We start from the raw sequence: 25,162 nt of genomic DNA on the forward strand, positions 1-25,162 counted from the left end.
GGGTGGGTCAGGGCACCCACCAATAGTGGAGCGCGTGGAAGTACATGGGCGCCGCGAAGATCACCGAATCCAGCCGGTCCAGCATGCCGCCGTGGCCTTCGATCATGGTGCCCCAGTCCTTCACGCCGCGGTCGCGCTTGATGGCGGACATCACCAGCCCGCCGAAGAAGCCCATCATGCAGATCATGAAGGCCATGAGCGCGGCCTGCCAGGGCGTGAAGGGCGTGGCCCACCACAGCGCGGCGCCCAGCAGCGTGGCGCTGGCCACGCCGCCGATGAGTCCTTCCCAGGTCTTGGAGGGCGACAGCTCCGGCGCCACCTTGCGCCGGCCCATCAGCTTGCCCCACACGTACTGCAGCACGTCGCTGCCCTGCACCACGATCACCAGGAAGGCGATCAGCAGCAGGTTGCGGCCTTCGAAGCCGGGGATGTGCAGCGTCAGCAGCGCCGGCACGTGGCTGATGCAGAAGACGCACACCATCAGCCCCCACTGCACCTTGGACGTGCGCTCCAGGAAGCGCTGCGTGTCACCGCCCAGGGCCGACAGGATGGGCAGAATCAGGAACACCTCCACCGGGATGAAGATGGCGAACATGCCGTACCACTCGATCCAGACCAGGAAGTACTGCACGGGCAGCGCCACGTAGAAGGCTGCGGCCATGGCCAGGTGGTCGCCGCGCCGGGTGTAGGTCAGGCTCAGGAACTCGCGCAGCGCATAGAACGAGACCAGGTAGAACAGCAGGATCACGCCCAGCTTGCCGAAGGCGAAGGCGACGCCGATCACGGCCACCATCACCCACCATGCGTTGACGCGGGCGTTGAGGTTGTCGATGACCGCATGCGGCGCGCCGTGCGCCACGCGCCACTTGAGCAGCGCGCCGATGGCCGAGGCGAGCACCAGCACCCCGGCCACGCCGCCGAAGAGCATCAAGGTGGTGTGCGTGAATGAAGTCATGGCGCCTCCGCCTTGTCGTGATCGGGCCGCAGGTCCAGCATGGCCTGCTGGGCGCGTTTGAGGAAGGACGCCTTGTCCTCGCCCTCGGCCAGCACGATCGGCGTGCCGTAGCGCACAGAGCAGGCCAGCGGCACGGGCACCAGCTGGCCCTTGGGCAGCACGCGCCTGAGGTTCTCGATCCACACCGGCACCAGCCGCACCTGCGGGCAGGCGCGGGCAATGTGGAAGAGCCCGCTCTTGAGCGGCAGCATCACCGCATCGCCGGTGTTGCGCGTGCCCTCGGGGAACATGATCAGCGAGTCGCCCGCCTGCAGCGCCTGCACCATCTGGTCCACGGGATTGGCGGCCGCGCTGCCGGCGACACCGCTGCCGTCGCGGCGGATCATCAGCGCGTTGAACACGTCCTGGCCGATGAAGCGGCGCAGCCGCGAGGCCAGCCAGTAGTCCTGCCCGGCGACAGGCCGCGTGATCGCCCGCAGATCGGGCGGCAGCGTGGCCCACACCAGCACGAAGTCGCCATGGCTGGAATGGTTGGCGAAGTAGAGCGTGGTCTCGGCCACCGGCGTGGTGCCGCTCCAGATGGCGCGCACGCCGGTGAGCAGCTTGGCCACCAGCACGATGGACCGGGCGGCAACGAAGGCACCGGCCTGCCGCAGCAGGACGCGCGCGGGCGGTGTGTCGGAGTCGAGGATGTCGTTCATGGCGAAGGCAGGCCGGCGTGGAGGCCGGCGATGAGGGCGATCAGGACGCAGAGGGTCTGCAGCAGCGCGACGCCCAGATGCCGGCGCATCAGGGCCTGCGTGCCGCGCAGGCGCTCGTCCAGCGGGCGTGGGGTGCCCGGCGACGCGGGGCGCAGGCCCAGCCAGGCCAGCGCGTCGTCCAGCGCGGCCAGGTCGGGCAGTGCGCCCTGGGCGAGGGCTGCGAACAGGCCCTCGTCCAGGCGCAGGCGCAGCGCCAGGTAGCGTTCGGTCAGGCCGAGCATTGCGCCGAGCGCCCAGGCGAGAAGGCACAGACCGCTGGCCGGCACGGCCCATCCGCAGGCGAGCGCCGCCAGGGCAAGGACGCAGGCGCCCGACAGCAGCAGGCTCCAGGCGGAAACGGGTTGTTGCGCGGCCAGCCGCGCGGCCACGGCGGCGCAGCGGCTGCGTGCCAGCGGATCAGGGGGTGGCGACGGCAAGGTCATGGATGGCGCGGCAATGGCTCGTGGCTCTGCATGGCCGACAGCGCCGCCCGCCACGGCGCACGCAGCACGATCTGCGGCCGCGCGCGCCTGGCCATCGCCTCCGCGGCGGCCAGCTCGGACGCACCGCCGTGCCGCAGCAGCCAGCCCACGACTGTCGCAGCACTGCGCGAAAAGCCCAGCGCGCAGCAGACCCACACGGCGCCATCACCGGAGCGCCGCTGGCCTTCCAGCACCGCGACGGCCCGACGCAGCCGGGCCGGCGAAGGCGTGACCAGGTCCAGCATCGGCATGCAGCGGGCACCCGGCACGTGCGGCAGCTGCAGTTCGGCGCACAGGCTCAGCAGACGCGGCCGGCCTGCGGCCTGCCACTGCGCCCGCGAGGGAAGGCGTCCCAGCCACAGGCCCGGCGCCACCTCCACGCAGGCCGGCAGCTTGCGCGTCCAGGCCCAGGCATTGAAGGCGGCGGCGGCCCGATACGGACCGAGCAGCCAGCGTGCCGCGTAGTGCATCCGGCCATGTCGGTCCATGCGAAAGCCGCGCTCGCCGAAGCCTGCATAGTTGAGCGCCACCAAGGCCAGCGACACGGCCGGCCAGCCCAGCCACAGAGCCCATCCGCCTCCCTGCAGCGCCAGGGCCAGGCACAGCACTGCGCCCGCCGCATAGGCCCCGGCCAGCTTCCAGCGTCCGGCGTCGCGCGCCAGCCGCCATGCGCGCGGCAGGGCCACCTGCCGCTCCAGCGGCCACAGCCACACGCACAGCAGGCCCAGCAGCGCGCCGGTTGGGATGTCGATGAAATGGTGCTGATAAGTGGTCAGCACCGAGGCGCAGATCAGCAGCGCCCAGCCATGTAGCACGGCGCGCGCCCAGCGCGGGCGGATGAGCTGCCGATACCAGTCCCACAGGATCACGGCCAGCGCGATGTGCAGCGAGGGCGCCTGGTTGAAAGGCTTGTCGAAGCCGCGCAGCGCCTCGAACAGGAAGGCGGGCGCGCCTTCCACCGCGGGCTGTCCGAAGCTGAAGCCCAGCGGCCAGAGAACGAAGCAGCTGACGGCCACCACCTGCGCGGTGAGCAGCCGCGCCGCATGCCGGTCCACGAGATGCTGCGTGCGCCCGAAGAACAGCGACAGAGCGTAGAAGGCATTGATCGACCAATAGGGAAAGATGGTCCAGGCCCAGAAGGGCAGGCCTCGTTCCCAGTCGAACACCACCGAGGGCACATGGGCCCGCGTGCCGGCCCACCAGTTGGCCAGGCCGTAGCTCAGGTAGAAGAAGGGCCCCAGCAGGGTCAGCCAGGCGAGGGCGCGCTTCCAGGGGCGCTTCGTCATGCCTTCTGCGCGAGCGAGACGGTGAAGATGCCCCAGCGGTCCACGCGCTGGGCGATCTTGCGAAAGCCCGCGGCTTCCACCAGCTGGTCCATCTCGGCCTGCGTGCGGCGGCGCATCACCCAGGCCTGGCCCTGCCGATGGCTGGTGAGTGCCCGGGCGATCATCTCCAACTGCGGATGCCAGGGCTGGCCGGTGTAGACCAGGTAGCCGCCGGCCTCCACGGCGTCGGCCACGCCGGCCAGCGAGCGGGCCACCATGTCGTTGTCGGGGAAAAGCTCGTACAGACCCGACACCACCGCCAGCGTGGGTCGCGGCGTGACGGCCGCCAGGCTGGCGCGGTCGAAGGCGTCGGCCTGCACGAAGCGCGCGATGTCCTGCAGGCCCCGCTCGGCGATGAGCCGCTGCCCGTCCCGCACGTTGATCTCGCTGTAGTCGCGCAGCAGGATCGAGGCCGGCGCCACGGCGCTTCCAGCCGCGGCATCGAGCACATAGCGGCCATGCCCCGCCGCGATGTCCATCAGCCGCACCTCGCGGCCTTCGTGGGCCAGCCGCCCCATGGCCACGCGCAGCAGTTCTTCCACATGCAGCTTGCGCTGGCGGATGCCTCGCCAGCCGATGGAGTCGAGGTAGGTCCGGTCCACCAGCCGGCCCACGAGTGGCGCACCGGTCGGTTCGTTGCGGTAGACATAGTCGAGCGTGCTGCCCGAATCGAAGCCGGTGGCATGACCGAGGGCGATGCCGCGGGACAGCCGGCCGCCCAGGCGCAGGCCGGCGCGCGTGGCGGCCCAGTACAGCCCGCGTAGCGACAGCGCCGGCAGCGGTGCCGCGAGCGCACGGGCCTCGTTGGCGGTGAAGCCCTGGCGGTCGGCCTTGCGCAGGTCGACCGGCGCCGACGGCGCGTCGAACAGCCGCAGGATGAAGCCGCGCACCGCGGTCACGGCCCCGGCCCGGTCCCGCTCGCCCAGAGTGTCGTGGAAGAAGCCTGGCAGTTCCAGCTTCTCCTTGATGCGGCTGCCCAGCCGGTCGAAGAAGCGGTGCTGGGGCTCGTGGTGCACCACCCAGTCGGCGCCCGAGATCAGCAACTGCGTCGGCAGCACGATGGCCTGCGCGTCATCGACCACGCGCTCCGCGGCCTCGTACAGGTCCAGCAGGATGTTGACCGCGATGGGTCGCGTGATCAGCGGGTCGGCCTGGTAGCTGGCGATGCGTGTCGGATCGTGCGTGAGGAACTTCGGCTTGACGTAGCTGTTGACGAAGAACAGCCCCCGCAGCTTGTGCATGAGCGCCAGGCCCGGTCGCGCGAAGGGCACGTAGAGCTTGACCTTGAAGGCCGGGGAGGCGAGTGTGAGGCCGCGCACCTTGGGCGCGTAGTCGTGCGCCCAGGTCGAGATCAGCACCGCGCCCACGCTCTGGGCCACGACGTGCATGTCCTGCTCGGCCACGCCGTGCTGCGCGGCGATGTGTTCGACGAAGGTCTGCACGTCGCGCACCGAATGCGCGAAGCTGGGGCTGTGGCCGCGCTGGCCTGGCGATCGACCATGGCCGCGTGCATCCCAGGCGAAGAATTCGAAGTCGGGCAGGTCCAGCTCGTCCACCAGATGCGCCATGCGCGCGCCGTGCTCGTGGCCGCGGTGGAAGAGCAGCACCGCGCCCCGGCGCGCGCTGCCGGTGGCTGGCCAGTGGCGGTAGAAGAGCGATTCGCCATCGTGCGTCTGGAAGTGATGTTCCGCAGGGGTGCGAGGTGTGGCCGTCATGCGTGATTCCTCCCCAGGGTTGTTGTGAAACTCATCGGCGCTGGCTCATCGGGCGGTGCGTTCGGCCAGTGCCGCACGCACGCGGCGCACCACCGTCCAGGCCACGGCCAGCGCCAGCAGCGGCATCAGCCAGGCGACCGCGGCCGGCAGCGGCCAGCCCAGGGCCACGTACAGCCCCAGCGCGCCGAAGACGAAGGCCCGGTCGCTCTTGCCCATGGGGCCGTCATAGCGACGGCTGGCCCCGACCGTCGGTCCCAGCGCCCCGGCGAATTCAGAGAGGCCCGCCAGCACGATCACCACACCGACCCAGAATCCCGAGAAGGGCGCGACTAGCGCAAAAGGCAGATACAGCGCCGCGTCGGACACCACGTCGGTCAGTTCATTCAGGAAGGCACCCAGCGCGCTCTGCTGGCCATGCTCGCGTGCCAGCATGCCGTCGACGGCATTGAAGGCCATGCGCACCAGCATCCACAGCGGCACCAGCGCGAAGGCCACGCGAGCGGGGGCGACCCAGAACAGCCACAGGCCGAGCGTCACGGAGACGATGCAGGCCGCCATCGTGACCTGGTTGGCCGTGACCCCCGCCCGGGCGAGGCGTTGGACCAGGGGGCGGAGCAGGGCCTGGAAGCGGGGCTTGAGCTGGTAGATGGACAAGGTGTTGACGGTGAGCGGCAGGAGCGGCCGATTCTGCCGCCTGAATGCAGGCTGACCGCGTCTCGGTCGCGGCAGGCGCCGCCTACAATCAGCCGCTTCGCCCCGCGACATGTCCATCCACACCGACGACTTCGCCCCGGTACCGCAGCGCGTGGTGTCCGCGGCCCCCGCCTCGCCCAACGAAGAAGCCATCGAACGCGCCCTGCGGCCCAAGCTGCTGCAGGAATACGTGGGCCAGGCCAAGGTGCGCGAGCAGCTTGAGATCTTCATCGGCGCCGCGCGCAAGCGGCGCGAGGCGCTCGACCATGTGCTGCTCTTCGGCCCGCCCGGCCTGGGCAAGACCACGCTGTCGCACATCGTCGCGGCCGAGCTGGGCGTCAACCTGCGCCAGACCAGCGGCCCGGTGCTCGAGAAGCCCAAGGATCTGGCGGCGCTGCTGACCAACCTCGAGCCCAACGACGTGCTCTTCATCGACGAGATCCACCGGCTCTCGCCGGTCGTCGAGGAAATCCTGTACCCCGCGCTCGAGGACTACCAGATCGACATCATGATCGGCGAGGGGCCGGCGGCGCGCAGCATCAAGCTCGACCTGCAGCCCTTCACGCTGGTGGGTGCCACCACGCGCGCCGGCATGCTGACCAACCCGCTGCGCGACCGCTTCGGCATCGTGGCGCGGCTGGAGTTCTACACCGCCGAAGAGCTCACGCTCATCGTCACCCGCAGCGCCGGCCTGCTCAACGCGCCCATCGACCCCGAGGGCGCCTTCGAGATCGCCCGTCGTTCGCGCGGCACGCCCCGCATCGCCAACCGGCTGCTGCGCCGTGTGCGCGACTATGCCGACGTGAAGGGCGATGGCCGCATCACGCAGCTCATTGCCCACAAGGCGCTGGCCATGCTCGACGTCGACCCCGAAGGCTTCGACCTGATGGACCGCAAGCTGCTGGAAGCGGTGATCCACCGCTTCGACGGCGGTCCTGTGGGCCTGGACAACATCGGTGCCAGCATCGGCGAGGAGTCCGGCACCATCGAGGACGTGATCGAGCCCTACCTGATCCAGCAGGGCTACCTGCAGCGCACGCCGCGCGGGCGCATCGCCACGCTGGCGGCCTACCGCCACCTTGGCGTGGCGGCGCCCAGCAGCCGCAGCGCCGACGGGGACTTGTTCGGCAGTTAGCCGGACGGCGGGGCGGCTGCCAGAATCGCCCCCGCCATGCATACCCACGACCTCAGCCCCTGGCAGCACAGCCACCAGTTCGACACCGGCAATCCCGCCGCCGAGCGCAGCACCCGCTGGGTGCTCGGCATCACCGCCGTCGCGATGGTCATGGAGATCGCCGCCGGCTGGTGGTTCAACTCCATGGCGCTGCTGGCCGACGGCTGGCACATGAGCTCGCACGCGGTGGCCATCGGCGTCAGTGCCTTCGCCTACGCCGCGGCACGCCGCCTCGCGCGCGACCGGCGCTTCGCCTTCGGCACCTGGAAGATCGAGGTGCTGGGCGGCTTCGCCAGCGCGGTCTTCCTGCTGGTGGTGGCGGGCCTGATGGTCTTCGGCTCGCTGGAGCGGCTGTGGTCGCCGGAGCCGATCCATTACCGCGAGGCCGTGATTGTGGCCGCGCTGGGCCTGGCGGTGAACCTGCTGTGTGCCTGGCTGCTGGCGGGCGCGCACGGGCATGACCATGGGCACGGACATGGTCATGCACACGGCGGGCATGGGCACGGTCACGGCGAGCACGGACACGACCATGGCCACCACCACGACCTGAACCTGCGCTCGGCCTACTTGCATGTGCTGGCCGATGCCGCCACTTCGGTGCTGGCCATCGCTGCGCTGCTGGGCGGCTGGTTCCTGGGCTGGGCCTGGCTCGACCCGGTGATGGGCGTGGTCGGTGCCGTGCTGGTGGCCAACTGGGCGCGCAGCCTCTTGCGCCAGACCAGCGCCGTGCTGCTGGACCGCGAGATGGACCATCCCGTCACCGAGGAGATCCGCGAGGGCATCGAGACCGGCCTGGCCGATTCGCACACGCGTGTGGCCGACCTGCATGTCTGGCGCGTGGGGCGCGGGGCCTATGCCTGCGCGGTGACGGTCGTCACGCATTCGCCCACGCTGGACGCGGATGGCGTGCGCGCCTGCTTTTCGATGCACGAGGAGATCCGGCACTCCACCGTCGAAGTGCAGCGCTGCAGCGCCTGAGCGGCCGTCTCTGCACGGCGCGGCAAGCGCGGGCGCGGATGCGCCAATCGGCGGCGGTGCATCCGGCCCGATCGTCGTCACGCCATCTTCACGCGAACGCCATGCCGGCGTCACGCATGCCGCCGATGCTGCCGGCCCATGCAACGCGACGACGCCTTCCTGCGCGCCTGGCAAGACAACGCCGGCCGCCTGTCCGATGCCGGCGAGGACGGAGGCGGGGGCGAGCGCCCCGTGCTGCGCTTTCGCACGCTGTGGGTCTCCGACCTGCACTTGGGCACGCCCGGCTGCCAGGCCAACGCCCTGCTCGACTTCCTGAAGAACACCGAGTGCGAGACGCTCTACCTCGTCGGCGACATCGTCGACGGCTGGCAGCTCAAGCGCCACTGGTACTGGCCGCAGGCCCACAACGACGTGGTTCAGAAGCTGCTGCGCAAGGCGCGCAAGGGCACGCGGGTGATCTTCATCCCCGGCAACCACGACGAGTTCGCGCGCAAGTACCTGCACCACAACTTCGGCGGCATCGAGGTGGCCGACGAATGGGTACACGAGACCGCCGACGGCCGCAAGCTGTGGGTGATCCACGGCGACCTGTTCGACGGCGTCATCCAGTGCGCCAAGTGGCTGGCCTACGTGGGCGACTCGCTCTACGAATTCACGCTGCGCCTGAACCGGCACTTCAATTCGCTGCGCGCGCGCCTGGGCCTGCCCTACTGGTCGCTGTCCAAGTACCTCAAGCACAAGGTCAAGCGCGCCGTGAGCTATATGGGCGACTTCGAGCAGGCCGTGGCCCGCGAGGCCGAGCGCCGCGGCATGCAGGGCGTGGTCTGCGGCCACATCCACCATGCGGAGATGCGCGAGATCGACGGCATCCTCTACTGCAACGACGGCGACTGGGTGGAGAGCCTGACGGCGCTGGCCGAGCATGCGGATGGCCGGCTGGAGCTGGTGGACTGGACGCCGCGCGTGCGCCAGCAGGGCCGCCGCACCGCGCAGGCGGTGCCCGCCCTGGGTTGATCGCCCTCGCCGGTTGCGGTCGCAAAGCCCGGGTCGCGACCTCGCTCGCACCGACGTCTGCGAAAATGGCGGGTTGCCCTGGAGCCCGCCTGTGTCCTCTCCCTACGCCGCCGAAACGCGCCGCCGCCGCACCTTCGCCATCATTTCCCACCCCGACGCGGGCAAGACCACGCTGACGGAAAAGCTGCTGCTGTTCTCGGGCGCGATCCAGATCGCCGGTTCCGTCAAGGCCCGCAAGGCCTCGCGGCATGCCACCTCCGACTGGATGGAGATCGAGAAGCAGCGCGGCATCTCGGTGGCCAGCTCGGTGATGCAGATGAGCTACCGCGAGCACGTGGTCAACCTGCTCGACACGCCCGGCCACAAGGACTTCTCCGAAGACACCTACCGCGTGCTCACCGCCGTGGACTCGGCCCTGATGGTCATCGACGCCGCCAACGGCGTGGAATCGCAGACCCGCCGGCTGATCGAGGTCTGCCGCCAGCGCGACACGCCCATCATCACCTTCGTCAACAAGATGGACCGCGAAGTGCGCGAGCCGCTGGACATCCTCGACGAGGTGGAGCGCGAGCTGGGCATGCCCTGCGTGCCCATGACCTGGCCCGTGGGCCAGGGCAAGAGCTTCGGCGGCATCATCAACCTGCGCACGCAGGCCATGACCGTGTTCGAGTCGGGCAGCGAGCGCCGTCCGCAGGACTTCGAGACCATCCCGCTCGCCGACACCGACAAGCTGCGCGCCCGCTTCGGCGCCGAGTTCGACAGCGCCCTGGAGAGCATGGAGCTCGCCACCGGCGCATCGCCCGAGTGGGACCACGAGGCCTTCCTCGCCGGCAAGCAGACGCCCGTGTTCTTCGGCTCCGGCGTCAACAACTTCGGGGTGATGGAAGTGCTGGATGCGCTGGTGGACCTGGCACCGTCGCCGCAGCCGCGCACCAGCACCACGCTGGTCAACCGCCAGCCGGTGGTCAAGGAGATCCAGCCCGAGGACAAGGATTTCGCCGGTGTGGTCTTCAAGGTGCAGGCCAACATGGACGCCAACCACCGCGACCGCATCGCCTTCGTGCGCATCGCCTCGGGCAAGTACCAGCCGGGCATGAAGCTCAGGGTGCAACGCACCGCCAAGGAGCTGCGCCCCACCAGCGTCGTCACTTTCATGAGCCAGCGCCGCGAGGCCGTGGAAGAGGCCTACGCCGGCGACATCGTGGGCTTCACCACCCATGGCGGCGTGCAGCTGGGCGACACCCTCACCGACGGCGCCAGCCTGCAGTTCACCGGCCTGCCCTTCTTCGCGCCCGAGATGTTCATGACGGTGGTGCTCAAGAACCCGCTGCGCACCAAGCAGCTGCAGCAGGGCCTGATGCAGCTGGGCGAGGAGGGCGCCATCCAGGTCTTCAAGCCCGAGGCCGGCGGCAACATGTTGCTGGGTGCCGTGGGCCAGCTGCAGTTCGAGGTGGTGCAGCACCGCCTGAACACCGAGTACGACTGCGACATCCGCCTGGAGGGCTGCCAGTACACCGGCGCGCGCTGGATCACCGCCGACACGCCGGCCGAGCTGCGCGAGTTCGAAAACGCCTATCCCATGCGGATGGCACGCGATGCGGCCGACACCCTGGCCTTCCTGTGCACCAGCCCGTACGACGTGCGGCTGGCGCAGGAGCGCTTTCCCAAGATCCACTTCCACCCGCTGCGCGAGCACGCCGGACTGGCGCTGCAGACGGCCGGTTGATGGCGCACGAGACGATGCGGCCGCTGGCCGACTGGCCCGAAGCCGCCCGCCGCGGCCTCGTGGGCGTGTTCACCGACATCGACGACACGCTGACCACCGACGGCGCGATCACGCCCAATGCACTGGCTGCCCTTGCGGCATTGCAGGCCGCCGGCCTGCACGTGGTGGCCATCACCGGCCGGCCGGTGGGCTGGAGCGAGCCCTTCGCGGCACGCTGGCCGCTCGATGCCATCGTGGCTGAGAACGGCGCCGTCGCGCTGGTCCCGGAAGGCGCCTGGCAGCCCGGCGGCGTGCGTGCGCTGCACAAGCGTTACCAGCAGGACGCCGCCACCCGCGCCGCCAACTTCGCACGCATGCAGGCCGTGCTGGCGCACATCGAGGCCAGCATTCCGGGCGCGCGCCGGGCCACCGACAGCGCGGGCCGCGAATGCGACATCGCCATCGACCACAGCGAGTTCACGCACCTGTCCGAGGCGCAGATCGACAAGGTGGTGATGGCCATGCGGCACGAGGGCATGCACGCCACCGTGAGCAGCATCCACATCAACGGCTGGTACGGCGAGCACAACAAGCTGTCCGGTGCCCGCTGGATCGTGCGCGAACTCTGGGGCCGCGACCTGGACGCCGAGATGGCCCGCTGGGCCTACGTGGGCGATTCGACTAACGACGCGCTGATGTTCCAGGCCTTCGACCACAGCATCGGCGTGGCCAACGTGGCGCGCTTCGTGCCACACCTGTCGCACCTGCCGCACTACGTGGCCGAGGGCGAGCGCGGCGCCGGTTTTGCGCAGGCGGCGCAGGCTGTGCTGGCGTCTCGCCGCTGAGGGCTGCAGCCGGCGCCCTGCCGCGGTAGGATGGAAGGCTGCGCCCGGCGCGGCGGCTTGCCTGCCGCCCTTGTGTCGCCGGCCCGCCTGTCAGCCTTCCTCTTCAGCGAAAGACGACCAATGACCGCCTCCTATCCCAACACCCAGCTCCTGATCGCCAACGAATGGGTCGACGCCGCCAGCGGCAAGACCCTGGACGTGATCAACCCCGCCACCGGCCAGCCCATCGGCAAGGTGGCCCATGCGGGCAAGGAGGACCTGGACCGCGCCCTGGCCGCCGCGCAGAAGGGCTTCGAGGCCTGGCGCTTCACGCCGGCGCACGAGCGCGCCGCCCTCATGCGCAAGGCCGCCGGCCTGGTGCGCGAGCGTGCCGACGAGATCGCGCCGCTGCTGACGCAGGAACAGGGCAAGCCTCTGGCCGAAGCCCGCATCGAGACCCTGGCCGCTGCCGACATCATCGAGTGGTTCGCCGACGAGGGCCGCCGCGTGTACGGCCGCATCGTGCCCTCGCGCAACCTGGCCGCGCAGTCGCTGGTCATCAAGGAGCCGGTCGGCCCTGTCGCCGCCTTCACGCCCTGGAACTTCCCGATCAACCAGGTGGTGCGCAAGCTGGGCGCCGCGCTGGCCGCTGGCTGCTCCTTCCTGGTCAAGGCGCCGGAAGAAACGCCCGCCTCGCCCGCCGCCCTGATCAAGGCCTTCGTCGACGCCGGCGTGCCGGCCGGCGTGGTGGGCCTGGTGTTCGGCGACCCGGCCGAGATCTCCAGCTACCTGATCCCGCATCCGGTGATCCGCAAGATCACCTTCACCGGCTCCACGCCCGTGGGCAAGCAACTCGCCGCCATGGCCGGTCAGCACATGAAGCGCGCCACCATGGAACTGGGCGGCCACGCGCCGGTGATCGTGGCCGACGACGCCGACATCGCCCTGGCCGTCAAGGCTGCCGGCGCCGCCAAGTTCCGCAACGCCGGCCAGGTCTGCATCTCGCCCACCCGCTTCCTGGTTCACAACAGCATCAAGGCCGAGTTCACCGCCGCGCTGGTGAAGCATGCGCAGGGCCTGAAGGTCGGCGACGGCCTCGCCGAAGGCACGTCGATGGGCCCGCTGGCCAATTCGCGCCGCCTGACGGCCATGGCCAACGTGGTTCAGGACGCCCGTGCCAAGGGTGCCAAGGTGGTGGCCGGCGGCGAGCGCATCGGCAGCGAAGGCAACTTCTTCGCGCCCACCGTGCTGGACGACGTGCCGCTGGAAGCCTCGGTGTTCAACGACGAGCCCTTCGGCCCCGTGGCGGCCATCCGCGGCTTCGACAAGCTCGAAGACGCCATCGCCGAGGCCAATCGCCTGCCCTTCGGCCTGTCCTCCTATGCGTACACGCGCTCGATCAAGAACGCGCACCTGCTGTCGCAGCGCATCGAGGCCGGCATGGTCTGGATCAACCAGCCCGCCACGCCCACGCCCGAGATGCCCTTCGGCGGCGTCAAGGATTCGGGCTACGGTTCCGAGGGCGGCCCGGAGGCGGTGGAGGCCTACCTCAACACCAAGGCCGTGACCATCATGGCAGCTTGAGCTGCACCCCCGCTCAGCAGCAGAAAGGGCCGCATCGCGCGGCCCTTTTTGCGTCCGGCGCCCGCGCAACGCGGGCAGCCTTGCGGCACAAAGCTCACTGCGGCTTGGCCAGGCCCAGCTTGTCGATCACGGCTTTCTCGCGATCGACGGTCTCGCGTGCAAAGCGGGTGTAGTCGGCGCTGCCCATGTAGATCGGCACCATGTCGTACTTGGCCAGCGAGGCCAGGTAGCTGGGCTCTTCCATCGCCTGCTTGAAGGCGTCGTGCAGCTTCTTGACCACTTCGGGCGGCGTGCCGCGCGGCGCGCCGATGCCGAAGGGCGAGTTCTGCACGATGTCGTAGCCCAGCTCCTTGAGCGTGGGCGCGTCCGGGAAGCGCTGCAGCCGCTTGTCGCCCCAGGTGTTGAGCACGCGCATCTTGCCGGACTCCACATAGGGCGCCCAGCCGGTGCTGTCGGCACCGGCCATCAACTGGCCGCTCATCAGCGCCAGGGTCAGGTCGGCGCTGCCCTTGTAGGGCACGTGCTGCAGCTGGATGCCGGCGCGCTGCGCCACCAGTTCGGTGGTCAGGTGAGGGCTGGTGAGCGTGCCGGTGGAGCCATAGGTGAGCTTGCCCGGATTGGCCTTCGCATAGGCCACGAAGTCGGCCCAGTTCTTGAACGGGCTGTCGGCTGGCACGACGATGCCGAAGGCATAGCCGGTGACGTTCAGCACGTAGCTGATGTCCTTGATCGGGTCCCAGTTGATCTTGGTGGTGTAGCCCAGCCGGAACACGCCCAGCGGGATCTGCGCCAGCGTGTAGCCGTCGGGCTGCACGGTCTGAAGCTGCTGGGCCGGCAGCGTGCCGCCGGCGCCGGGCTTGTTGTCGATGATGACCGGCTGGCCAAGGACCTTGCTGGCGTTCTCGGCCAGCTGGCGCATGGTGATGTCGGTCGGGCCGCCAGCCGGAAAGGCGATGACGAGGCGTATGGGTTTCTCGGGAAAGGCGCGGGCGGCCTGCTGGGCCTGCGCGCCTGTGGCGGTGGTACCCAGGGCGGCGAGCATGAGTGCGCCGAGGAGAGGGCGACGGTGCATGGAAGAGGTCTCCGGATCTTGCTTCGTAAGGCCGGCCATTAGGCGGGAGGCCGGGCGTCGCGGCAATCGGTACAGGCCCCGGCGAAGGGTCTTTGCTGTAGCCAAGGTGACGCGCTCCGAAGCTCGGAGCCGACTCGCTGCGTCCGCTGGATTCATGAAGAGTTCACTGCGCCTGCGTCCAATGCGCAGCGCCTGTCCCGACCCATGATGAAGAAGACCCAGAACCTGCTGGCGGCCTTGCCGCTGCGATCGCTCCCCTGGCGGCGCGCAAGCCTGGCGGCGCTGACCCTGCAGCTGTGCGGGCTGAGCGCGCAGGCCATGCAGCCGCTGATCACCGACGACACCGGCACCCAGGGCGTCGGCGTGCAGCAGATCGAAATGGCCGCTGCACGCGCCCGCCAGTCCACCGGCCCGGCACGCCAGACCGGCGACAGCCTCTCGGCCACCTACACCTATGGCCTGACCGACACGGTCGACGTCTATGCGGCGCCGGCCTTCCTGCGCATGCAGGCCGACGGCAGTCGCACCAGCGGCTGGGGCAACACGGCCCTGGGCCTCAAGTGGCGCTTCTACGAGAACGAGGCCACCGGCACCAGCCTCGGCCTCAAGCCCGAGTTCGCCGCACCCGTGAGCAGTCGCCGCGAAGCGCGAGGCCTGGGCGACGGCCGCAGCTCGGGCCAAGTGACGCTGCTGCTGAGCCAACAGCTGCCCTTCGGCGCCCTGCACGTCAACTATGCGTGGGGCCGCCAGCGCGACATCGACCCGATGGCCGGCGCCATCAACCGGCGCCTGTCCACGGCGCTGGTCTGGAACATTGCCGACGATTGGAAACTGGCCGCGGATTTGGGCCTGCAGCAGCGCCAGAGACGCGATGCGACACGCCAGCGCACCCGCTATGCCGAAGTAGGTGTGGTCTACAGCCTGAGCCCGCGCTGGGACCTGGCAGCGGGGTTGATCCGCGCGCGGGACGACCAGCAGCCGACGGGGCGCACCACCACCGGCACGCTGGGCCTCACCGGCCATTTTTGAGTCATCTGCGGGTCAGGAAAGGGCGCGAAACGCCGCCTCCTACTTAATTTGGCGTTAAGCGCGTCCGCAGACCATCACGGCCATTCGTCAACCTGCGCAGTGGCCTCGGCCGGTGCGACACGGGAAACCCATGCGCCTGTTCTCTCCTGTCGGCGATGCCATGCCGACATCGCCCATTCCCTCCGCCTTTCCCGTGGCGGGTCATCTCACGCGGCATCCGCAGGCCGATCCGCAACGCGCCGTGGTGGAGCAGAGCATCCGCGAGATGTATGCCCAGCGCTATGGCGCCCTGGTGCCGGCCTTCGCGCCCATGCTGCTGGCGCTGTGCGAAGGCAGCCATGTGCTTGCCGCCGTCGGGTATCGCCGTGCGGACGAAGGCCCGCTGTTCCTGGAGCAGTACCTCGACGCGCCCGTCGAGGCGCTGATCGCCACGCATGCCGGCCGCCCCGTGGACCGTGCGGGCATCGTGGAGGTCGGCAACCTGGCCGCCCCGCGCGGGGGCGAAGGCCGGCGCCTGGTACAGCTGCTCGGGCCCTACCTGATCGGCGAGGGATTCGACTGGGTCGTCGGCACCGTCACGCAGGAGCTGCGCGCGATGCTCGTGCGCCTGGGCGTGGCGCCGCTCACGCTGGGCCGCGCCGTGCCCGACGCGCTCGGCGACCAGGCCCGCTGCTGGGGCAGTTACTACGACCATGAGCCGGTGGTGATGGCCATCCACCTGCGGCGAGCCCTGCGGCACTTCATGACGCGCCGCGCGCGCCTTGCTGCCGGAGGCCGCGCATGACCGGCATGTCGCCTGACCCACAGGCCGTCGCCTTCGACGACGGCATCCGCACCTGGCGAGCGGCCGACGTCGATGCCCAGGCCGCCTTGCTCGCGCAGCAGCTGGCCGCGCAAGGCACCCGCGTGCTGGCCACGCTCATGGACAACTCACCCGCCTGGGTGATCGCCGACCGGGCCGCGCTGCGGGCCGGCATCGTGCATGTGCCGCTGCCGGCTTTCTTCACCCCGGAGCAGATCGCCCACGCCATCGGCGCGGCGGGCGTGGACACCGTGCTCACCCTGCCGCCCGTGGCCGCCCGCTGGCCGCAGGCCCCGTCAGTGCCGTGCGAGATCGCGAGCCAGCCCTTCACGATGCTGCGCCTACCCGCGCGTGAGGTGGCCATGCCGCCGGGCACGGCGAAGATCACCTTCACCTCGGGCACCACGGGCGCGCCCAAGGGCGTGTGCCTGACGGCCGCGTCCATGCAACGCGTGGCCGACGGCCTGGTGGGGGCCATGGCGCCCCTGCAGGTGCAGCGTCACCTGTGTGCGCTGCCCTTTGCCGTGCTGCTGGAGAACATCGCCGGACTGATGGCGCCTCTGACCGCTGGTGCCACCTGCATCGTCCTGCCGCTGCAGGATGTGGGGCTCACGGGTTCGTCCAGCTTCGATGTCGCCGCCTTCCACGCCGCCGTGGTCCGGCACCAGCCGAACAGCCTGATCCTGCTGCCGCAGATGCTGCGGGCCTGGGCGGGCTATCTGGCGCAGACGCGCCAGCGCGCGCCCGAGTCGCTCAAGCTGGTGGCCGTGGGCGGCGCCGCGGTCGGCGTGGGCCTGGTGCAGGCCGCGCGTTCGCTGGGCATCCCTGCCTACGAGGGGTATGGCCTGTCCGAAGGTGCCTCGGTGCAGACACTCAACCTGCCCGGCTGCGACCAGCCGGGCAGCGCCGGCGCAGCGTTGCCCCATGCCCGCCTGCGCATCGCTGCCGATGGCGAGATCGAAGTGGCCGGCAGCCTGTTCGCCGGCTACCTGGGCGATGCGCGCGCGCCCGGCGACTGGTGGCCGACGGGTGACCTGGGGCATCTGGACGCCGACGGCTTCCTGCATGTGGACGGCCGCAAGAAGAACCTGCTGATCACCGCCTTCGGCCGCAATGTCTCGCCCGAGTGGGTGGAGACCGCGCTGCGCGGCCATCCGGCCATCGGCCAGGCGGTGGTCTTTGGCGATGGCCAGCCCACGTTGTCGGCGGTGCTCTGGCCGCTGGCGGCCGATGCCGACGATGCGCTGCTGCAGGCGGCCGTGGATGCCGCCAATGCACAGCTGCCCGATTACGCGCGCGTGCAGCGTTGGGCGCGTGCCGATGCCCCTTTCACCGCCGAGTCCGGCATGGCCACGGCCAACGGGCGGCCGCAGCGCGCGGCCGTGCTGGCGCGCCATGCGCAGGCGTTGGATCTGCCGGCGGCCGTCGTGGCCTGAGCCTCGCCTTCTTCCTTCTCGTCCCTTCCCGGAGCTTTCGATGAGTTTCCATGCCCGCCTTGTCGCCGAGACCGCCGCCGAGCGTGCCGGTCTGCTCGGCACCCCCATCATCCAGGGCTGCCTGCGCGGCGACGTGTCCCTGCCCAGCTACCTGGCCTTCCTGCGCGAGGCGTACCACCACGTCAGCCACACCGTGCCGCTGATGCGGGCCTTCAAGGCGAGGCTGGATGCCGGCCATGCCTGGCTCGAAGGTGCGCTCGACGAATACATCGAGGAAGAGCAGGGCCACGACGAGTGGATCCTCGACGACATCCGCGCCTGCGGCGGCGATGCCGAGGCCGTGCGGCGCGGCCCGCCGGGCCATGCCACCGAGGTCATGGTGGCCTATGCCTACGACACCATCGCCCGTCGCAACCCGCTGGGCTTCTTCGGCATGGTGTATGTGCTGGAAGGCACCAGCGTCTCGATCGCGCTGATGGCTGCCGACCAGATCCAGAAGCCGCTGGGCCTGCCCGATTCGGCCTTCAGCTATCTGCGCTCGCACGGCACGCTCGACCAGGAGCACACGGCGCATTTCGAGCTGCTGATGGAGCAGGTCGAGGACCCCGCCGACCAGGACGCCATCGTCCACGCGGCCAAGGCCTTCTACCGGCTGTACGGCGATGTCTTCCGCAGCCTGCCGCTGCCGCAGGGCGAGGCCGTCGCGACGGTCTCCGCGGGAGTGGTGGCATGAAGGCGGCGGACAGCCGGGTGCTGCTCACCGGCGCCAGCGGCGGCATCGGCTCCGCGGCCGCGCGTCGCCTCGTCCAGGCCGGCGCGAGCGTGATGCTGGCCGGCCGCTCGCCGGCGCGGCTGGCGGCGCAGGCCCGGGCCCTGGTGCGTGAACTGGGCGTGGAGCGCCATCGCGTCGAGTGGTATGCGGCCGACCTGACGCGGGTGGGCAGCCTGGACCCTCTGGCCCAGGTGGCCGCGCAATGGCAGTGCAACACGGTGGTCCATGGCGCGGGCACGCCCGCCTTCGGCCGTCTCGAGTCCTTCGATGCCAGCGCCATGTCGCAGGTGCTGCAACTCAATCTGTTCACGCCCATGTTGCTGACTCAGGCGCTGCTGCCCCACCTGCGGCAGCAGAAGCAGGCCAGCGTGCTCTTCGTCGGCTCGGTGCTGGGCCGTCTGGGGCTGCCGGGCTTCAGCGTCTACAGCGCGGGCAAGTTCGGGCTGCGCGGTTTTGCCGAATCGCTGCGCCGCGAGCTGGCGGACACGCCGATCAAGGTGCAGTACCTGGGCCCGCGCAGTACCAAGACGGAGTTCAACAGCGAAGCCGTCGAGCGCTACAACCAAGCCACCAAGACCGCCATGGACGACGCCGCCACCGTCGCCCAGGCCCTGGTGCAGTTGCTGGAGAGCGGCACGGCCGAGCGCTTCCTGGGCTTTCCCGAAAAGCTGGCGGTCCGCCTGAACGGCATGGCGCCCGCCATGCTGGACGGTGCCTTCGCCGCCCATCGCAACAGCCTGCCCCCGGTGCAGCCGCCCGCGCCGCTCACGCTCGAGCGTTGCGAATCGGCGCAGCCCGAGTCGGCCGATGCGCATTCGCTGCAGGCCCCGCAGCTTTGAGCCGTCAGGCCCGGCCCACCCTCGACCCCTCATCTTTCTTGCGAACACCATGAAGACCACGCCTGCCACCTTCTCCCACCGCGCCGTCGTCGCCGCGAGGCTCGCCCATGCGGGTTCGCGCCGCCGCGTCTGGCTGTCGATGGCCCTGCTCGCCGGTGCCGGCGTGCTGGCAGCCATCACGCCGCTGATCAGCCGCGCCGCGCCCGTCGATGACGGCGTTGCCGAGCTGCAGCACGACTGGGAAGTGATCCGCTACCAGGCGCCGCCGGCCGAGCGCGAGAAGCGCTTCGAGGCGCTGGCCGCCAAGGCGCACAAGTTGAGCGAAGCCAATCCGGGCCGCGCCGAGCCCCTGGTGTGGGAGGGCATCATCGTGAGCTCCGTGGCCGGCGAGAAGGGCGGCCTGGGCGCGCTGGGCCTGGTCAAGCAGGCCAAGGCGCTGTACGAATCGGCCATTGCCATCAACGGCGACGTGCTCGAAGGCTCGGCCTACAACAGCCTCGGTGTGCTGTATTACAAGGTGCCCGGCTGGCCCGTGGGCTTCGGCGACAAGGCCAAGGCCAAGGAGCTGCTGCAGAAGGCGCTGACGCTCAACCCCAAGGGCATCGACCCCAACTTCTTCTATGGCGAGTACCTGGTCGAGACCAAGCAGCCCGACCAGGCGATGACCTACCTGGAGCGCGCCCTGCAGGCGCCCGCGCGGCCCGGCCGGCAGATCGCCGACGCCGGCCGCCGCGAGGAAGTCAAGGCACTGATGGACAAGATCAAGGCGCGCTGAGCGCCGCCTTCATCGGTGCGCGGCATCGAACTGCAGCACCGCGCGCACGCCGCGGCCATCGGCGCGCGTGCCCAGTTGCAGTTCCAGGCCGTGCAGGTGCGCGATGCGCCGCACGATCGACACGCCCAGGCCGCTGCCCACCTCGTGCTGGCCTTCCGGCCGGTAGAAGCGCTCGCCCATGCGCGCGAGCTGTCCGGTCGACAGCGGCGGGCCGTCGTTCTCGACCTCCAGCTGTTCGCGGCCGATGCGAAGCAGCACGCTGCTGCCCTCGGGCGCATAGCGCACGGCGTTGTCCAGCAGGTTGCGCACGAGCACGGTCATCAGGTGGCCATCGCCCAGCAGCGGCATGGGGTGGGCGCCGCCGGCCGGCCATTCGCAGGCGAGGTCGATGCGCCGACGTTCGGCCAGCGGCAGGCAGTCGCTCATGGCCTGCTCGACGATCGGCGGCCAGTCGATCTCGGCATCCAGCGAGGGCAGCACCCCCGACTCCACGCGTGACAGCGACAGCATCTGCGTCACCAGCCGCTCCATGCGGTGCAGGCCGGCGCTGAGCTTGTCCTCTGCCTGCCGGCGCTCGGCCAGGGTGCCGGCATGGCGCACCACGTCCCACTGCGCGGCAAGCACCGCCAGCGGGGTGCGCAGCTCGTGCGCGGCGTCGGCGGTGAAGCGGCGTTCGCGCACCAGCAGCTGCTCGATGCGCTGGAACAGCCCGTTCATCGCGGTCAGCAATGGCTTGAGTTCCGCCGGGGCACGGGCACTGGGAACGGGGCGCAGGTCCTGCGCGTCGCGGTGGGCGAGCTCGCTGGTCAATCGGCGCATGGGGGCGAGCGCGGCGCGCACGGCCCAGGCCATCACGGCCAGCAAGATCGGCAGCACCAGCAACCAGGGCACGACCTGCGTGACCGTCAGGCCATAGACGAGCTCGTCGCGTTCGTAGGCACCCTGGCCGGCGGCTACCAGCCATTGGTCGTCGCCGGAGCGCATGTAGTAGACGCGCCAGGGTCGCCCATCCACCTCGTCATCGACGAAGCCCTGGGCGTCGAAGCGGAAGTTCAAATCCACGCCCTCGCGGTCGGACAGGGCCAGTTTGCCGTCGGTCGACCAGACCGCGATCGCCAGGTCGCGCACATCCGAGTCGCCCGCGTCGGGTGCACCCTCCTTGGGTGCCGGCGGCAGCGTGGCTGACGAACCCGGGTAGCCGTGGCCCAGGGTGGCCTGCACCTGCCGCGCGAGACGCACGAGTTGGGTGTCGAACATCTCGTTGACCTCATGGCGAGCGCGCTGGATCGAGAAGTACAGCGCCAGGCCCCACACCAGTGGCGCGCAGATCAGCAGGTACAACAGCAGGCGACGCTGCAGGCTCATGGGAGGCTCACGCCGATCCTTCGCCGGAACCGAGGGCGTAGCCGACGCCGCGCACCGTGCGCACGATGCCCGGGTCGATCTTGCGGCGGAGGTGGTGGATGTGAACTTCGAGCGAGTTGCCCTCAGGCTCGCCGCCGCTCCAGTCGTAGAGCTTTTCGAGCAGCGTCGATTTGGACAGCACGCGCTGCGGCTGGCTCAGGAAGATCTCCAGCAGCGCCAGCTCGCGGCCGGTGAGTTCGACCCGGGCGCCGCGCCAGTGCACCCGCTTGCTGGCTGGCTCGTAGCTGAGCTGCCCGTGCTGCCACACGGCCTGCGCATGCCCGGCGGTGCGTCGCACCAGCGCACGCAGCCGCGCGGCCAGCTCGTCGATGGTGATGGGTTTGATCAGGTAGTCGTCGGCACCGGCGTCCAGGCCATCGATGCGCTGCTCGACGCCGTCGCGTGCCGTCAGCACCAGGATCGGCAGCACGCGGCCGGCCTGCCGCCAGCGCCGCAGCCAGTGCATGCCGTCGCTGCCCGGCAGACCCAGGTCGAGCACCACGGCATCGAAGGGGGCCCCGGCCAGGGCTGCATCCGCCTGCGGTCCATCACGGAACCAGTCCACGGCATGGCCGCGCTGACGCAGGCCCTGGGCGAGCGCATCGCCCAGCAGGGTGTCGTCTTCCACGATCATGAGGCGCATGGCAGGTGGCGCTGGCGGCAGTGCGGCGGACCGATCCTCGTGGGGGAGGCCGGCCTGCAGATGCCGCAGTTGCCGGGGGTGGTTCAGGTGGAAGTCAGGATATCGCACCCCGCCTCGCGCAAAAGAAAAAGGGACCCCGTTTGCACGGGGTCCCTTTGGAGGTTTTGGTGGCGCTTCACGGACTCGAACCGCGGACCTGTGGATTATGATTCCTCGGGCTGCTTTCATTCCGATTGCTTCGCTGTGGTTCATGTTGCTTGCTATGATCCTGTGGAATCAACGACTTAGCGCCTTATTCCTGGCCTGTCGGCCGGCTCTGTGATTCCGATTCGTTCACGAAAATTCGTGCTCCTGGGATACACAGTGGCTACACGACGGGGAGGGGCGAACCAACACCATGGCCCGTCCAGCACGAAACGCCCCCGTCGATCTATCCCAAAGGGCGGCCCTTACGGTCGGATTGATTGAGCGCCTATCCTGCCCCACCGACACCAAAGGGCAAGCGTTTCTAAGGGATAGCGAAGCCCCAGGATTGCGGGTCCGTGTCACCAATACCGGCGCCAAGTCGTTCGTGTTTGAGGGCAAGCTGAACAGGCAGACCATCCGCCGCACGATTGGCGACGTGCGAAGCTGGACCATTGAGCAGGCACGCGCCGAAGCAAGGCGCCTCGCGGTGATGCTCGATGCCGGCATGGACCCCCGGGAGGTGGACAAGCGGCGGGCCGAAGAGAGGCTGGCCCGGGCTGCTGCTGACCAGGCCATGGCCGAGGCACAGAAAGCCGCTCAGGTGACGGTTAGAGAGGTGTGGGACGCATACCTAGAGGCGCGGAAAGATCATTGGGGCGCGACTCACTACAACGACCATGTGAAGCTGGCGCGGGCTGGTGGGCAGGTAGCGCGCCGGGGCACCAGGGGCACGGGCCTTACCGTGGACATGCCGCTATTCCCATTGATGGGCCTACCCTTGCGCGCGCTCGACGCTGCCACCGTCGAGGCATGGGCAGCAAAGGAGGCAAAGACCAGGCCCACCAGCGCGCGCCTTGCATGGCGGTTGCTGAAAGTCTTCCTGAATTGGTGCGCTGAGCAACCGCAGTACGCAGGGCTCGTGCAGTCCACCAACGCGGCCGGGACACGCAAGACGCGGGAAGTGCTGGGCCGGCCGAAGGTCAAGACCGATGCCCTATTGCGCGAACAACTCGCGGCATGGTTCGCTGGAGTCCGGGCCATCCAAAACCCGACCATTTCGGCGGCCATACAAGTGATGCTCCTGACGGGCGCGCGTCCCAATGAGGTTTTGTCTATGCGTTGGGAAGACGTGAACACGAAATGGCGAGGGCTCACGATCAGAGACAAGGTGGAGGGGGAGCGAGTGATCCCCTTGACGCCCTATGTGTTGAGCCTGCTGCAGGCGCTCCCGCGCCGGAATGAATGGGTGTTTGCCAGCACGCGCGCGGTATCGATGGATGAGCAGAACGCGAGGCGTCGCGCTCGACGCGCCGAAGCCTCGGGCGCCCAGCCTCAGGCCGGAGGGGTTGTGGTGGCCAGTGCGTCCGGCTACATCAGTGAACCGCGCGACCCCCACGCTAGAGCGTGCGCCGTTGCAGGAATTGACGGGCTGACCCTCCACGGGCTGAGGCGCAGCTTTAAGAGCCTGACGGAATGGCTGGAGATTCCGGCCGGAGTGGTGGCGCAAATCATGGGGCACAAGCCATCCGCGACAGCGGAGAAACACTACACCGTGCGGCCCCTCGATCTTCTGCGCATCCATCACGAGCGAATCGAAGCATGGATCTTGGAGCAGGCCAACATGCCAGCAGCCAACCCGCCAGCGGTGCCACGCCTGGCGCTGAATGATGGAGGGCGCCACTATGCCTAAGCGCGCACAGAGCAAAGCCCAGACACAGGGCCTTGTAACTCTGGCCGAGCTGGCCCGGAGCATAGAGATTCATGGGGACTCTGGAGCGCTGGCGCCGAAGCTGGCCAAGGCACAGCGGATCATTGAACACGCAGGCATTCCCGTCCTGGCGACGCAGGGCACCGCGCCGGCCGAGGATGTGGTCGCAGCCTTTGCCGCTCCTGATGAATGGGCCGTGTCATTGCTCGATGCGGAGGGGATTAGGCGCGTTGCTGCCGATGAGAAGGCGCTTACGGCTCGCATGACCGAAGACCAGGCCCGCAAGATCGACAACGGGCGCTATACGCTTCTGGAGGCGGTTTCATGGTGGCTCGGCCGCCCACTCGCCGAGCTGACCGAGTTGCTTGATGGAGCGAATCACGGGCGCACTATTCCCCCGATGACGGATGAAGAGGCGGCATTGCTGCAAAAGCTCAAGCGTGCAGCGGTATTGCCCGATGGCGACGAAAGGAAGCTTCGGATGTACCGCCCTGGGTTTGGCGTCTCTTACGATTACCCGGAGGGGGCCGTCGTCCGGGAGGAATACGAGGAAGCCAATGCAAGCGATCTAAATGCCTGGCTTGATGCTTACTCGGGGGGCATTGGTCGGCCGCTGCCTGGTCCTAGAGCCAGCACCGCAGGCGACGCCGAGCAAGGGCCAAAGCTTCGGGAGCTTGCAACGAAAGATCAGCTAATCGAAGCCTTCGGCAAGCTCACTGGCATGAACGAAAAATGGTTCAACAAAGTGCAAGATATTCCAGCTCTGGACCGTGCGCGCATATCCCTAGGCGGCGGTGGAAGGACGCCGCTGTTTTGCCCTTACAAGGTGCTGCAATGGCTCCTTGATCCGAATCGAAGGAAGGGCAGAGATGGGAGAGAACCCCTTAATCCAGAAACCGGGTGGCGAGTTTATGAAAACCGCTTTCGCCTGAGCTACGAGGCCCATCGTGATTCTGATCCGCGCCAGTTCGACTAGGGCTCCGCGGCCGGCCCGGGGTTAAGCACCCCACCAGCCGGGATTTAGGGGCGGTTTAAGCCGGGGTTTGTGGGCGCGGGGCCCGGGGTTGCGGAGCCCCGGCCAAACCCCGGAATTGGAATGAAGGCTTCAGACATAGGAGCCCTTCCGAATGACCCGCAATGCTTCGCTTTCCCTTATCCCTTTGGCCGATGAGACGCGGCAGACGCTGCCCACGCGAGAGGCGGCAATCCACCTGAACCGCTCGCCTCATACCTTGCACATTTGGGCCATGAACGGCAGCGGCCCGGTCCAGCCTCTTAGGGTCGGTGGTCGCCTTGCGTGGCCAACG

23 protein-coding genes are annotated in these 25,162 nt (G+C 69.1%); 14 read left to right on the forward strand and 9 right to left on the reverse strand.

Annotated features, from left to right (window positions below; genetic code table 11):
- Positions 1 to 7: 7 nt before the first annotated feature.
- From QZ772_RS10385 to QZ772_RS10410, 6 genes are read right to left on the reverse strand one after another with little or no spacing between them, the layout of a single operon-like run.
- Positions 8 to 955 carry a phosphatidate cytidylyltransferase gene (locus QZ772_RS10385; protein ID WP_295525562.1) on the reverse strand — a complete coding sequence of 316 codons (948 nt, stop codon included), beginning with the start codon at positions 953 to 955 and terminating at the stop codon, positions 8 to 10.
- A complete protein-coding gene (locus tag QZ772_RS10390; protein ID WP_295525565.1) occupies positions 952 to 1,656 on the reverse strand; it encodes a 1-acyl-sn-glycerol-3-phosphate acyltransferase in 705 nt (234 codons plus the stop codon). The genes QZ772_RS10385 and QZ772_RS10390 overlap by 4 nt, the downstream gene beginning before the upstream one ends.
- Positions 1,653 to 2,138: a hypothetical protein gene (locus QZ772_RS10395; RefSeq protein ID WP_295525568.1), complete on the reverse strand. Its 486-nt coding sequence runs from the start codon at positions 2,136 to 2,138 to the stop codon at positions 1,653 to 1,655. Before QZ772_RS10395 ends, QZ772_RS10390 begins: the two co-directional genes overlap by 4 nt.
- Positions 2,135 to 3,463, reverse strand: a complete 1,329-nt coding sequence (locus tag QZ772_RS10400) for a phosphatase PAP2/dual specificity phosphatase family protein (protein ID WP_295525571.1) — start codon at positions 3,461 to 3,463, stop codon at positions 2,135 to 2,137. Before QZ772_RS10400 ends, QZ772_RS10395 begins: the two co-directional genes overlap by 4 nt.
- Positions 3,460 to 5,217, reverse strand: coding sequence for a bifunctional alpha/beta hydrolase/class I SAM-dependent methyltransferase (locus QZ772_RS10405; RefSeq protein ID WP_295525574.1), 1,758 nt, complete (start codon positions 5,215 to 5,217; stop codon positions 3,460 to 3,462). The genes QZ772_RS10400 and QZ772_RS10405 overlap by 4 nt, the downstream gene beginning before the upstream one ends.
- 45 nt (positions 5,218 to 5,262) lie before the next feature.
- Entirely contained in the window at positions 5,263 to 5,871 is a 609-nt protein-coding gene (locus tag QZ772_RS10410) for a CDP-alcohol phosphatidyltransferase family protein (protein ID WP_295525576.1), read from the reverse strand.
- A gap of 109 nt (positions 5,872 to 5,980) precedes the next feature.
- Between QZ772_RS10410 and ruvB the strand changes: the two genes are divergently transcribed.
- The 6 genes from ruvB (at position 5,981) to QZ772_RS10440 (ending at position 13,189) form a co-directional block, all read left to right on the forward strand.
- Positions 5,981 to 7,045, forward strand: coding sequence for a Holliday junction branch migration DNA helicase RuvB (gene ruvB / locus QZ772_RS10415; protein WP_295525579.1), 1,065 nt, complete (start codon positions 5,981 to 5,983; stop codon positions 7,043 to 7,045).
- Between the two features lie 36 nt (positions 7,046 to 7,081).
- Positions 7,082 to 8,062, forward strand: coding sequence for a CDF family Co(II)/Ni(II) efflux transporter DmeF (dmeF, locus tag QZ772_RS10420; protein WP_295525581.1), 981 nt, complete (start codon positions 7,082 to 7,084; stop codon positions 8,060 to 8,062).
- Between the two features lie 138 nt (positions 8,063 to 8,200).
- A complete protein-coding gene (locus tag QZ772_RS10425) occupies positions 8,201 to 9,076 on the forward strand; it encodes a UDP-2,3-diacylglucosamine diphosphatase (protein WP_295525583.1) in 876 nt (291 codons plus the stop codon).
- Positions 9,077 to 9,167: 91 nt separating this feature from the next.
- Positions 9,168 to 10,802 (forward strand): peptide chain release factor 3, encoded by a 1,635-nt coding sequence (locus QZ772_RS10430; RefSeq protein WP_295525585.1) that lies wholly within the window; start codon positions 9,168 to 9,170, stop codon positions 10,800 to 10,802.
- Between the two features lie 14 nt (positions 10,803 to 10,816).
- Positions 10,817 to 11,626: an HAD-IIB family hydrolase gene (locus QZ772_RS10435; RefSeq protein ID WP_295525715.1), complete on the forward strand. Its 810-nt coding sequence runs from the start codon at positions 10,817 to 10,819 to the stop codon at positions 11,624 to 11,626.
- A 120-nt stretch (positions 11,627 to 11,746) separates the two neighbouring features.
- Positions 11,747 to 13,189, forward strand: coding sequence for an NAD-dependent succinate-semialdehyde dehydrogenase (locus QZ772_RS10440; RefSeq protein WP_295525588.1), 1,443 nt, complete (start codon positions 11,747 to 11,749; stop codon positions 13,187 to 13,189).
- A 94-nt stretch (positions 13,190 to 13,283) separates the two neighbouring features.
- On the opposite strand, the gene QZ772_RS10445 is transcribed toward QZ772_RS10440, so the two are convergent.
- Positions 13,284 to 14,261 carry a tripartite tricarboxylate transporter substrate binding protein gene (locus QZ772_RS10445; protein ID WP_295525590.1) on the reverse strand — a complete coding sequence of 326 codons (978 nt, stop codon included), beginning with the start codon at positions 14,259 to 14,261 and terminating at the stop codon, positions 13,284 to 13,286.
- Positions 14,262 to 14,465: 204 nt separating this feature from the next.
- On the opposite strand from QZ772_RS10445, the gene QZ772_RS10450 reads away from it, so the two are divergent.
- The 6 genes from QZ772_RS10450 (at position 14,466) to QZ772_RS10475 (ending at position 19,914) form a co-directional block, all read left to right on the forward strand.
- A complete protein-coding gene (locus QZ772_RS10450; RefSeq protein WP_295525592.1) occupies positions 14,466 to 15,290 on the forward strand; it encodes a transporter in 825 nt (274 codons plus the stop codon).
- A gap of 130 nt (positions 15,291 to 15,420) precedes the next feature.
- A complete protein-coding gene (locus QZ772_RS10455; protein ID WP_295525595.1) occupies positions 15,421 to 16,074 on the forward strand; it encodes a thermostable hemolysin in 654 nt (217 codons plus the stop codon).
- On the forward strand, positions 16,071 to 17,528 hold the full coding sequence (locus tag QZ772_RS10460; RefSeq protein ID WP_295525597.1) for an AMP-binding protein: 1,458 nt from the start codon (positions 16,071 to 16,073) through the stop codon (positions 17,526 to 17,528). Before QZ772_RS10455 ends, QZ772_RS10460 begins: the two co-directional genes overlap by 4 nt.
- A 40-nt stretch (positions 17,529 to 17,568) precedes the next feature.
- Positions 17,569 to 18,261, forward strand: a complete 693-nt coding sequence (locus QZ772_RS10465) for an iron-containing redox enzyme family protein (protein WP_295525599.1) — start codon at positions 17,569 to 17,571, stop codon at positions 18,259 to 18,261.
- Positions 18,258 to 19,139, forward strand: a complete 882-nt coding sequence (locus tag QZ772_RS10470) for an SDR family oxidoreductase (protein WP_295525602.1) — start codon at positions 18,258 to 18,260, stop codon at positions 19,137 to 19,139. The genes QZ772_RS10465 and QZ772_RS10470 overlap by 4 nt, the downstream gene beginning before the upstream one ends.
- Before the next feature lie 139 nt (positions 19,140 to 19,278).
- On the forward strand, positions 19,279 to 19,914 hold the full coding sequence (locus QZ772_RS10475; RefSeq protein ID WP_295525717.1) for a tetratricopeptide repeat protein: 636 nt from the start codon (positions 19,279 to 19,281) through the stop codon (positions 19,912 to 19,914).
- Positions 19,915 to 19,923: 9 nt separating this feature from the next.
- Here QZ772_RS10475 and QZ772_RS10480 read toward each other — a convergent pair whose 3' ends face one another.
- Together QZ772_RS10480 and QZ772_RS10485 are read right to left on the reverse strand one after the other, a co-directional pair.
- Entirely contained in the window at positions 19,924 to 21,279 is a 1,356-nt protein-coding gene (locus tag QZ772_RS10480) for an ATP-binding protein (protein WP_295525605.1), read from the reverse strand.
- A 7-nt stretch (positions 21,280 to 21,286) separates the two neighbouring features.
- Positions 21,287 to 21,961 carry a response regulator gene (locus QZ772_RS10485; RefSeq protein WP_295525608.1) on the reverse strand — a complete coding sequence of 225 codons (675 nt, stop codon included), beginning with the start codon at positions 21,959 to 21,961 and terminating at the stop codon, positions 21,287 to 21,289.
- Between the two features lie 397 nt (positions 21,962 to 22,358).
- On the opposite strand from QZ772_RS10485, the gene QZ772_RS10490 reads away from it, so the two are divergent.
- Positions 22,359 to 23,837 carry an integrase family protein gene (locus QZ772_RS10490; protein ID WP_295525611.1) on the forward strand — a complete coding sequence of 493 codons (1,479 nt, stop codon included), beginning with the start codon at positions 22,359 to 22,361 and terminating at the stop codon, positions 23,835 to 23,837.
- Complete coding sequence (locus QZ772_RS10495) at positions 23,830 to 24,831, forward strand: hypothetical protein (RefSeq protein WP_295525614.1); 1,002 nt, start codon at positions 23,830 to 23,832, stop codon at positions 24,829 to 24,831. The genes QZ772_RS10490 and QZ772_RS10495 overlap by 8 nt, the downstream gene beginning before the upstream one ends.
- Positions 24,832 to 25,162 lie beyond the last annotated feature (331 nt).

Source organism: uncultured Pseudacidovorax sp., from assembly GCF_913773995.1.
Taxonomy (GTDB): domain Bacteria; phylum Pseudomonadota; class Gammaproteobacteria; order Burkholderiales; family Burkholderiaceae_C; genus Xenophilus.

Bases quoted from the DNA above. Each gene is read 5' to 3' on its own strand.
- QZ772_RS10475 (WP_295525717.1), top strand. From the start codon at position 19,279: ATGGCCCTGCTCGCCGGTGCCGGCGTGCTGGCAGCCATCACGCCGCTG.
- QZ772_RS10465 (WP_295525599.1), top strand. From the start codon at position 17,569: ATGAGTTTCCATGCCCGCCTTGTCGCCGAGACCGCCGCCGAGCGTGCC.
- QZ772_RS10495 (WP_295525614.1), top strand. From the start codon at position 23,830: ATGCCTAAGCGCGCACAGAGCAAAGCCCAGACACAGGGCCTTGTAACT.
- QZ772_RS10390 (WP_295525565.1), bottom strand. From the start codon at position 1,656: ATGAACGACATCCTCGACTCCGACACACCGCCCGCGCGCGTCCTGCTG.
- QZ772_RS10455 (WP_295525595.1), top strand. From the start codon at position 15,421: ATGCGCCTGTTCTCTCCTGTCGGCGATGCCATGCCGACATCGCCCATT.
- QZ772_RS10485 (WP_295525608.1), bottom strand. From the start codon at position 21,961: ATGCGCCTCATGATCGTGGAAGACGACACCCTGCTGGGCGATGCGCTC.
- QZ772_RS10460 (WP_295525597.1), top strand. From the start codon at position 16,071: ATGACCGGCATGTCGCCTGACCCACAGGCCGTCGCCTTCGACGACGGC.
- QZ772_RS10490 (WP_295525611.1), top strand. From the start codon at position 22,359: ATGGCCCGTCCAGCACGAAACGCCCCCGTCGATCTATCCCAAAGGGCG.
- dmeF (WP_295525581.1), top strand. From the start codon at position 7,082: ATGCATACCCACGACCTCAGCCCCTGGCAGCACAGCCACCAGTTCGAC.
- QZ772_RS10440 (WP_295525588.1), top strand. From the start codon at position 11,747: ATGACCGCCTCCTATCCCAACACCCAGCTCCTGATCGCCAACGAATGG.
- QZ772_RS10480 (WP_295525605.1), bottom strand. From the start codon at position 21,279: ATGAGCCTGCAGCGTCGCCTGCTGTTGTACCTGCTGATCTGCGCGCCA.
- QZ772_RS10425 (WP_295525583.1), top strand. From the start codon at position 8,201: ATGCAACGCGACGACGCCTTCCTGCGCGCCTGGCAAGACAACGCCGGC.
- QZ772_RS10445 (WP_295525590.1), bottom strand. From the start codon at position 14,261: ATGCACCGTCGCCCTCTCCTCGGCGCACTCATGCTCGCCGCCCTGGGT.
- QZ772_RS10470 (WP_295525602.1), top strand. From the start codon at position 18,258: ATGAAGGCGGCGGACAGCCGGGTGCTGCTCACCGGCGCCAGCGGCGGC.
- ruvB (WP_295525579.1), top strand. From the start codon at position 5,981: ATGTCCATCCACACCGACGACTTCGCCCCGGTACCGCAGCGCGTGGTG.
- QZ772_RS10405 (WP_295525574.1), bottom strand. From the start codon at position 5,217: ATGACGGCCACACCTCGCACCCCTGCGGAACATCACTTCCAGACGCAC.
- QZ772_RS10400 (WP_295525571.1), bottom strand. From the start codon at position 3,463: ATGACGAAGCGCCCCTGGAAGCGCGCCCTCGCCTGGCTGACCCTGCTG.
- QZ772_RS10385 (WP_295525562.1), bottom strand. From the start codon at position 955: ATGACTTCATTCACGCACACCACCTTGATGCTCTTCGGCGGCGTGGCC.
- QZ772_RS10395 (WP_295525568.1), bottom strand. From the start codon at position 2,138: ATGACCTTGCCGTCGCCACCCCCTGATCCGCTGGCACGCAGCCGCTGC.
- QZ772_RS10450 (WP_295525592.1), top strand. From the start codon at position 14,466: ATGATGAAGAAGACCCAGAACCTGCTGGCGGCCTTGCCGCTGCGATCG.
- QZ772_RS10435 (WP_295525715.1), top strand. From the start codon at position 10,817: ATGCGGCCGCTGGCCGACTGGCCCGAAGCCGCCCGCCGCGGCCTCGTG.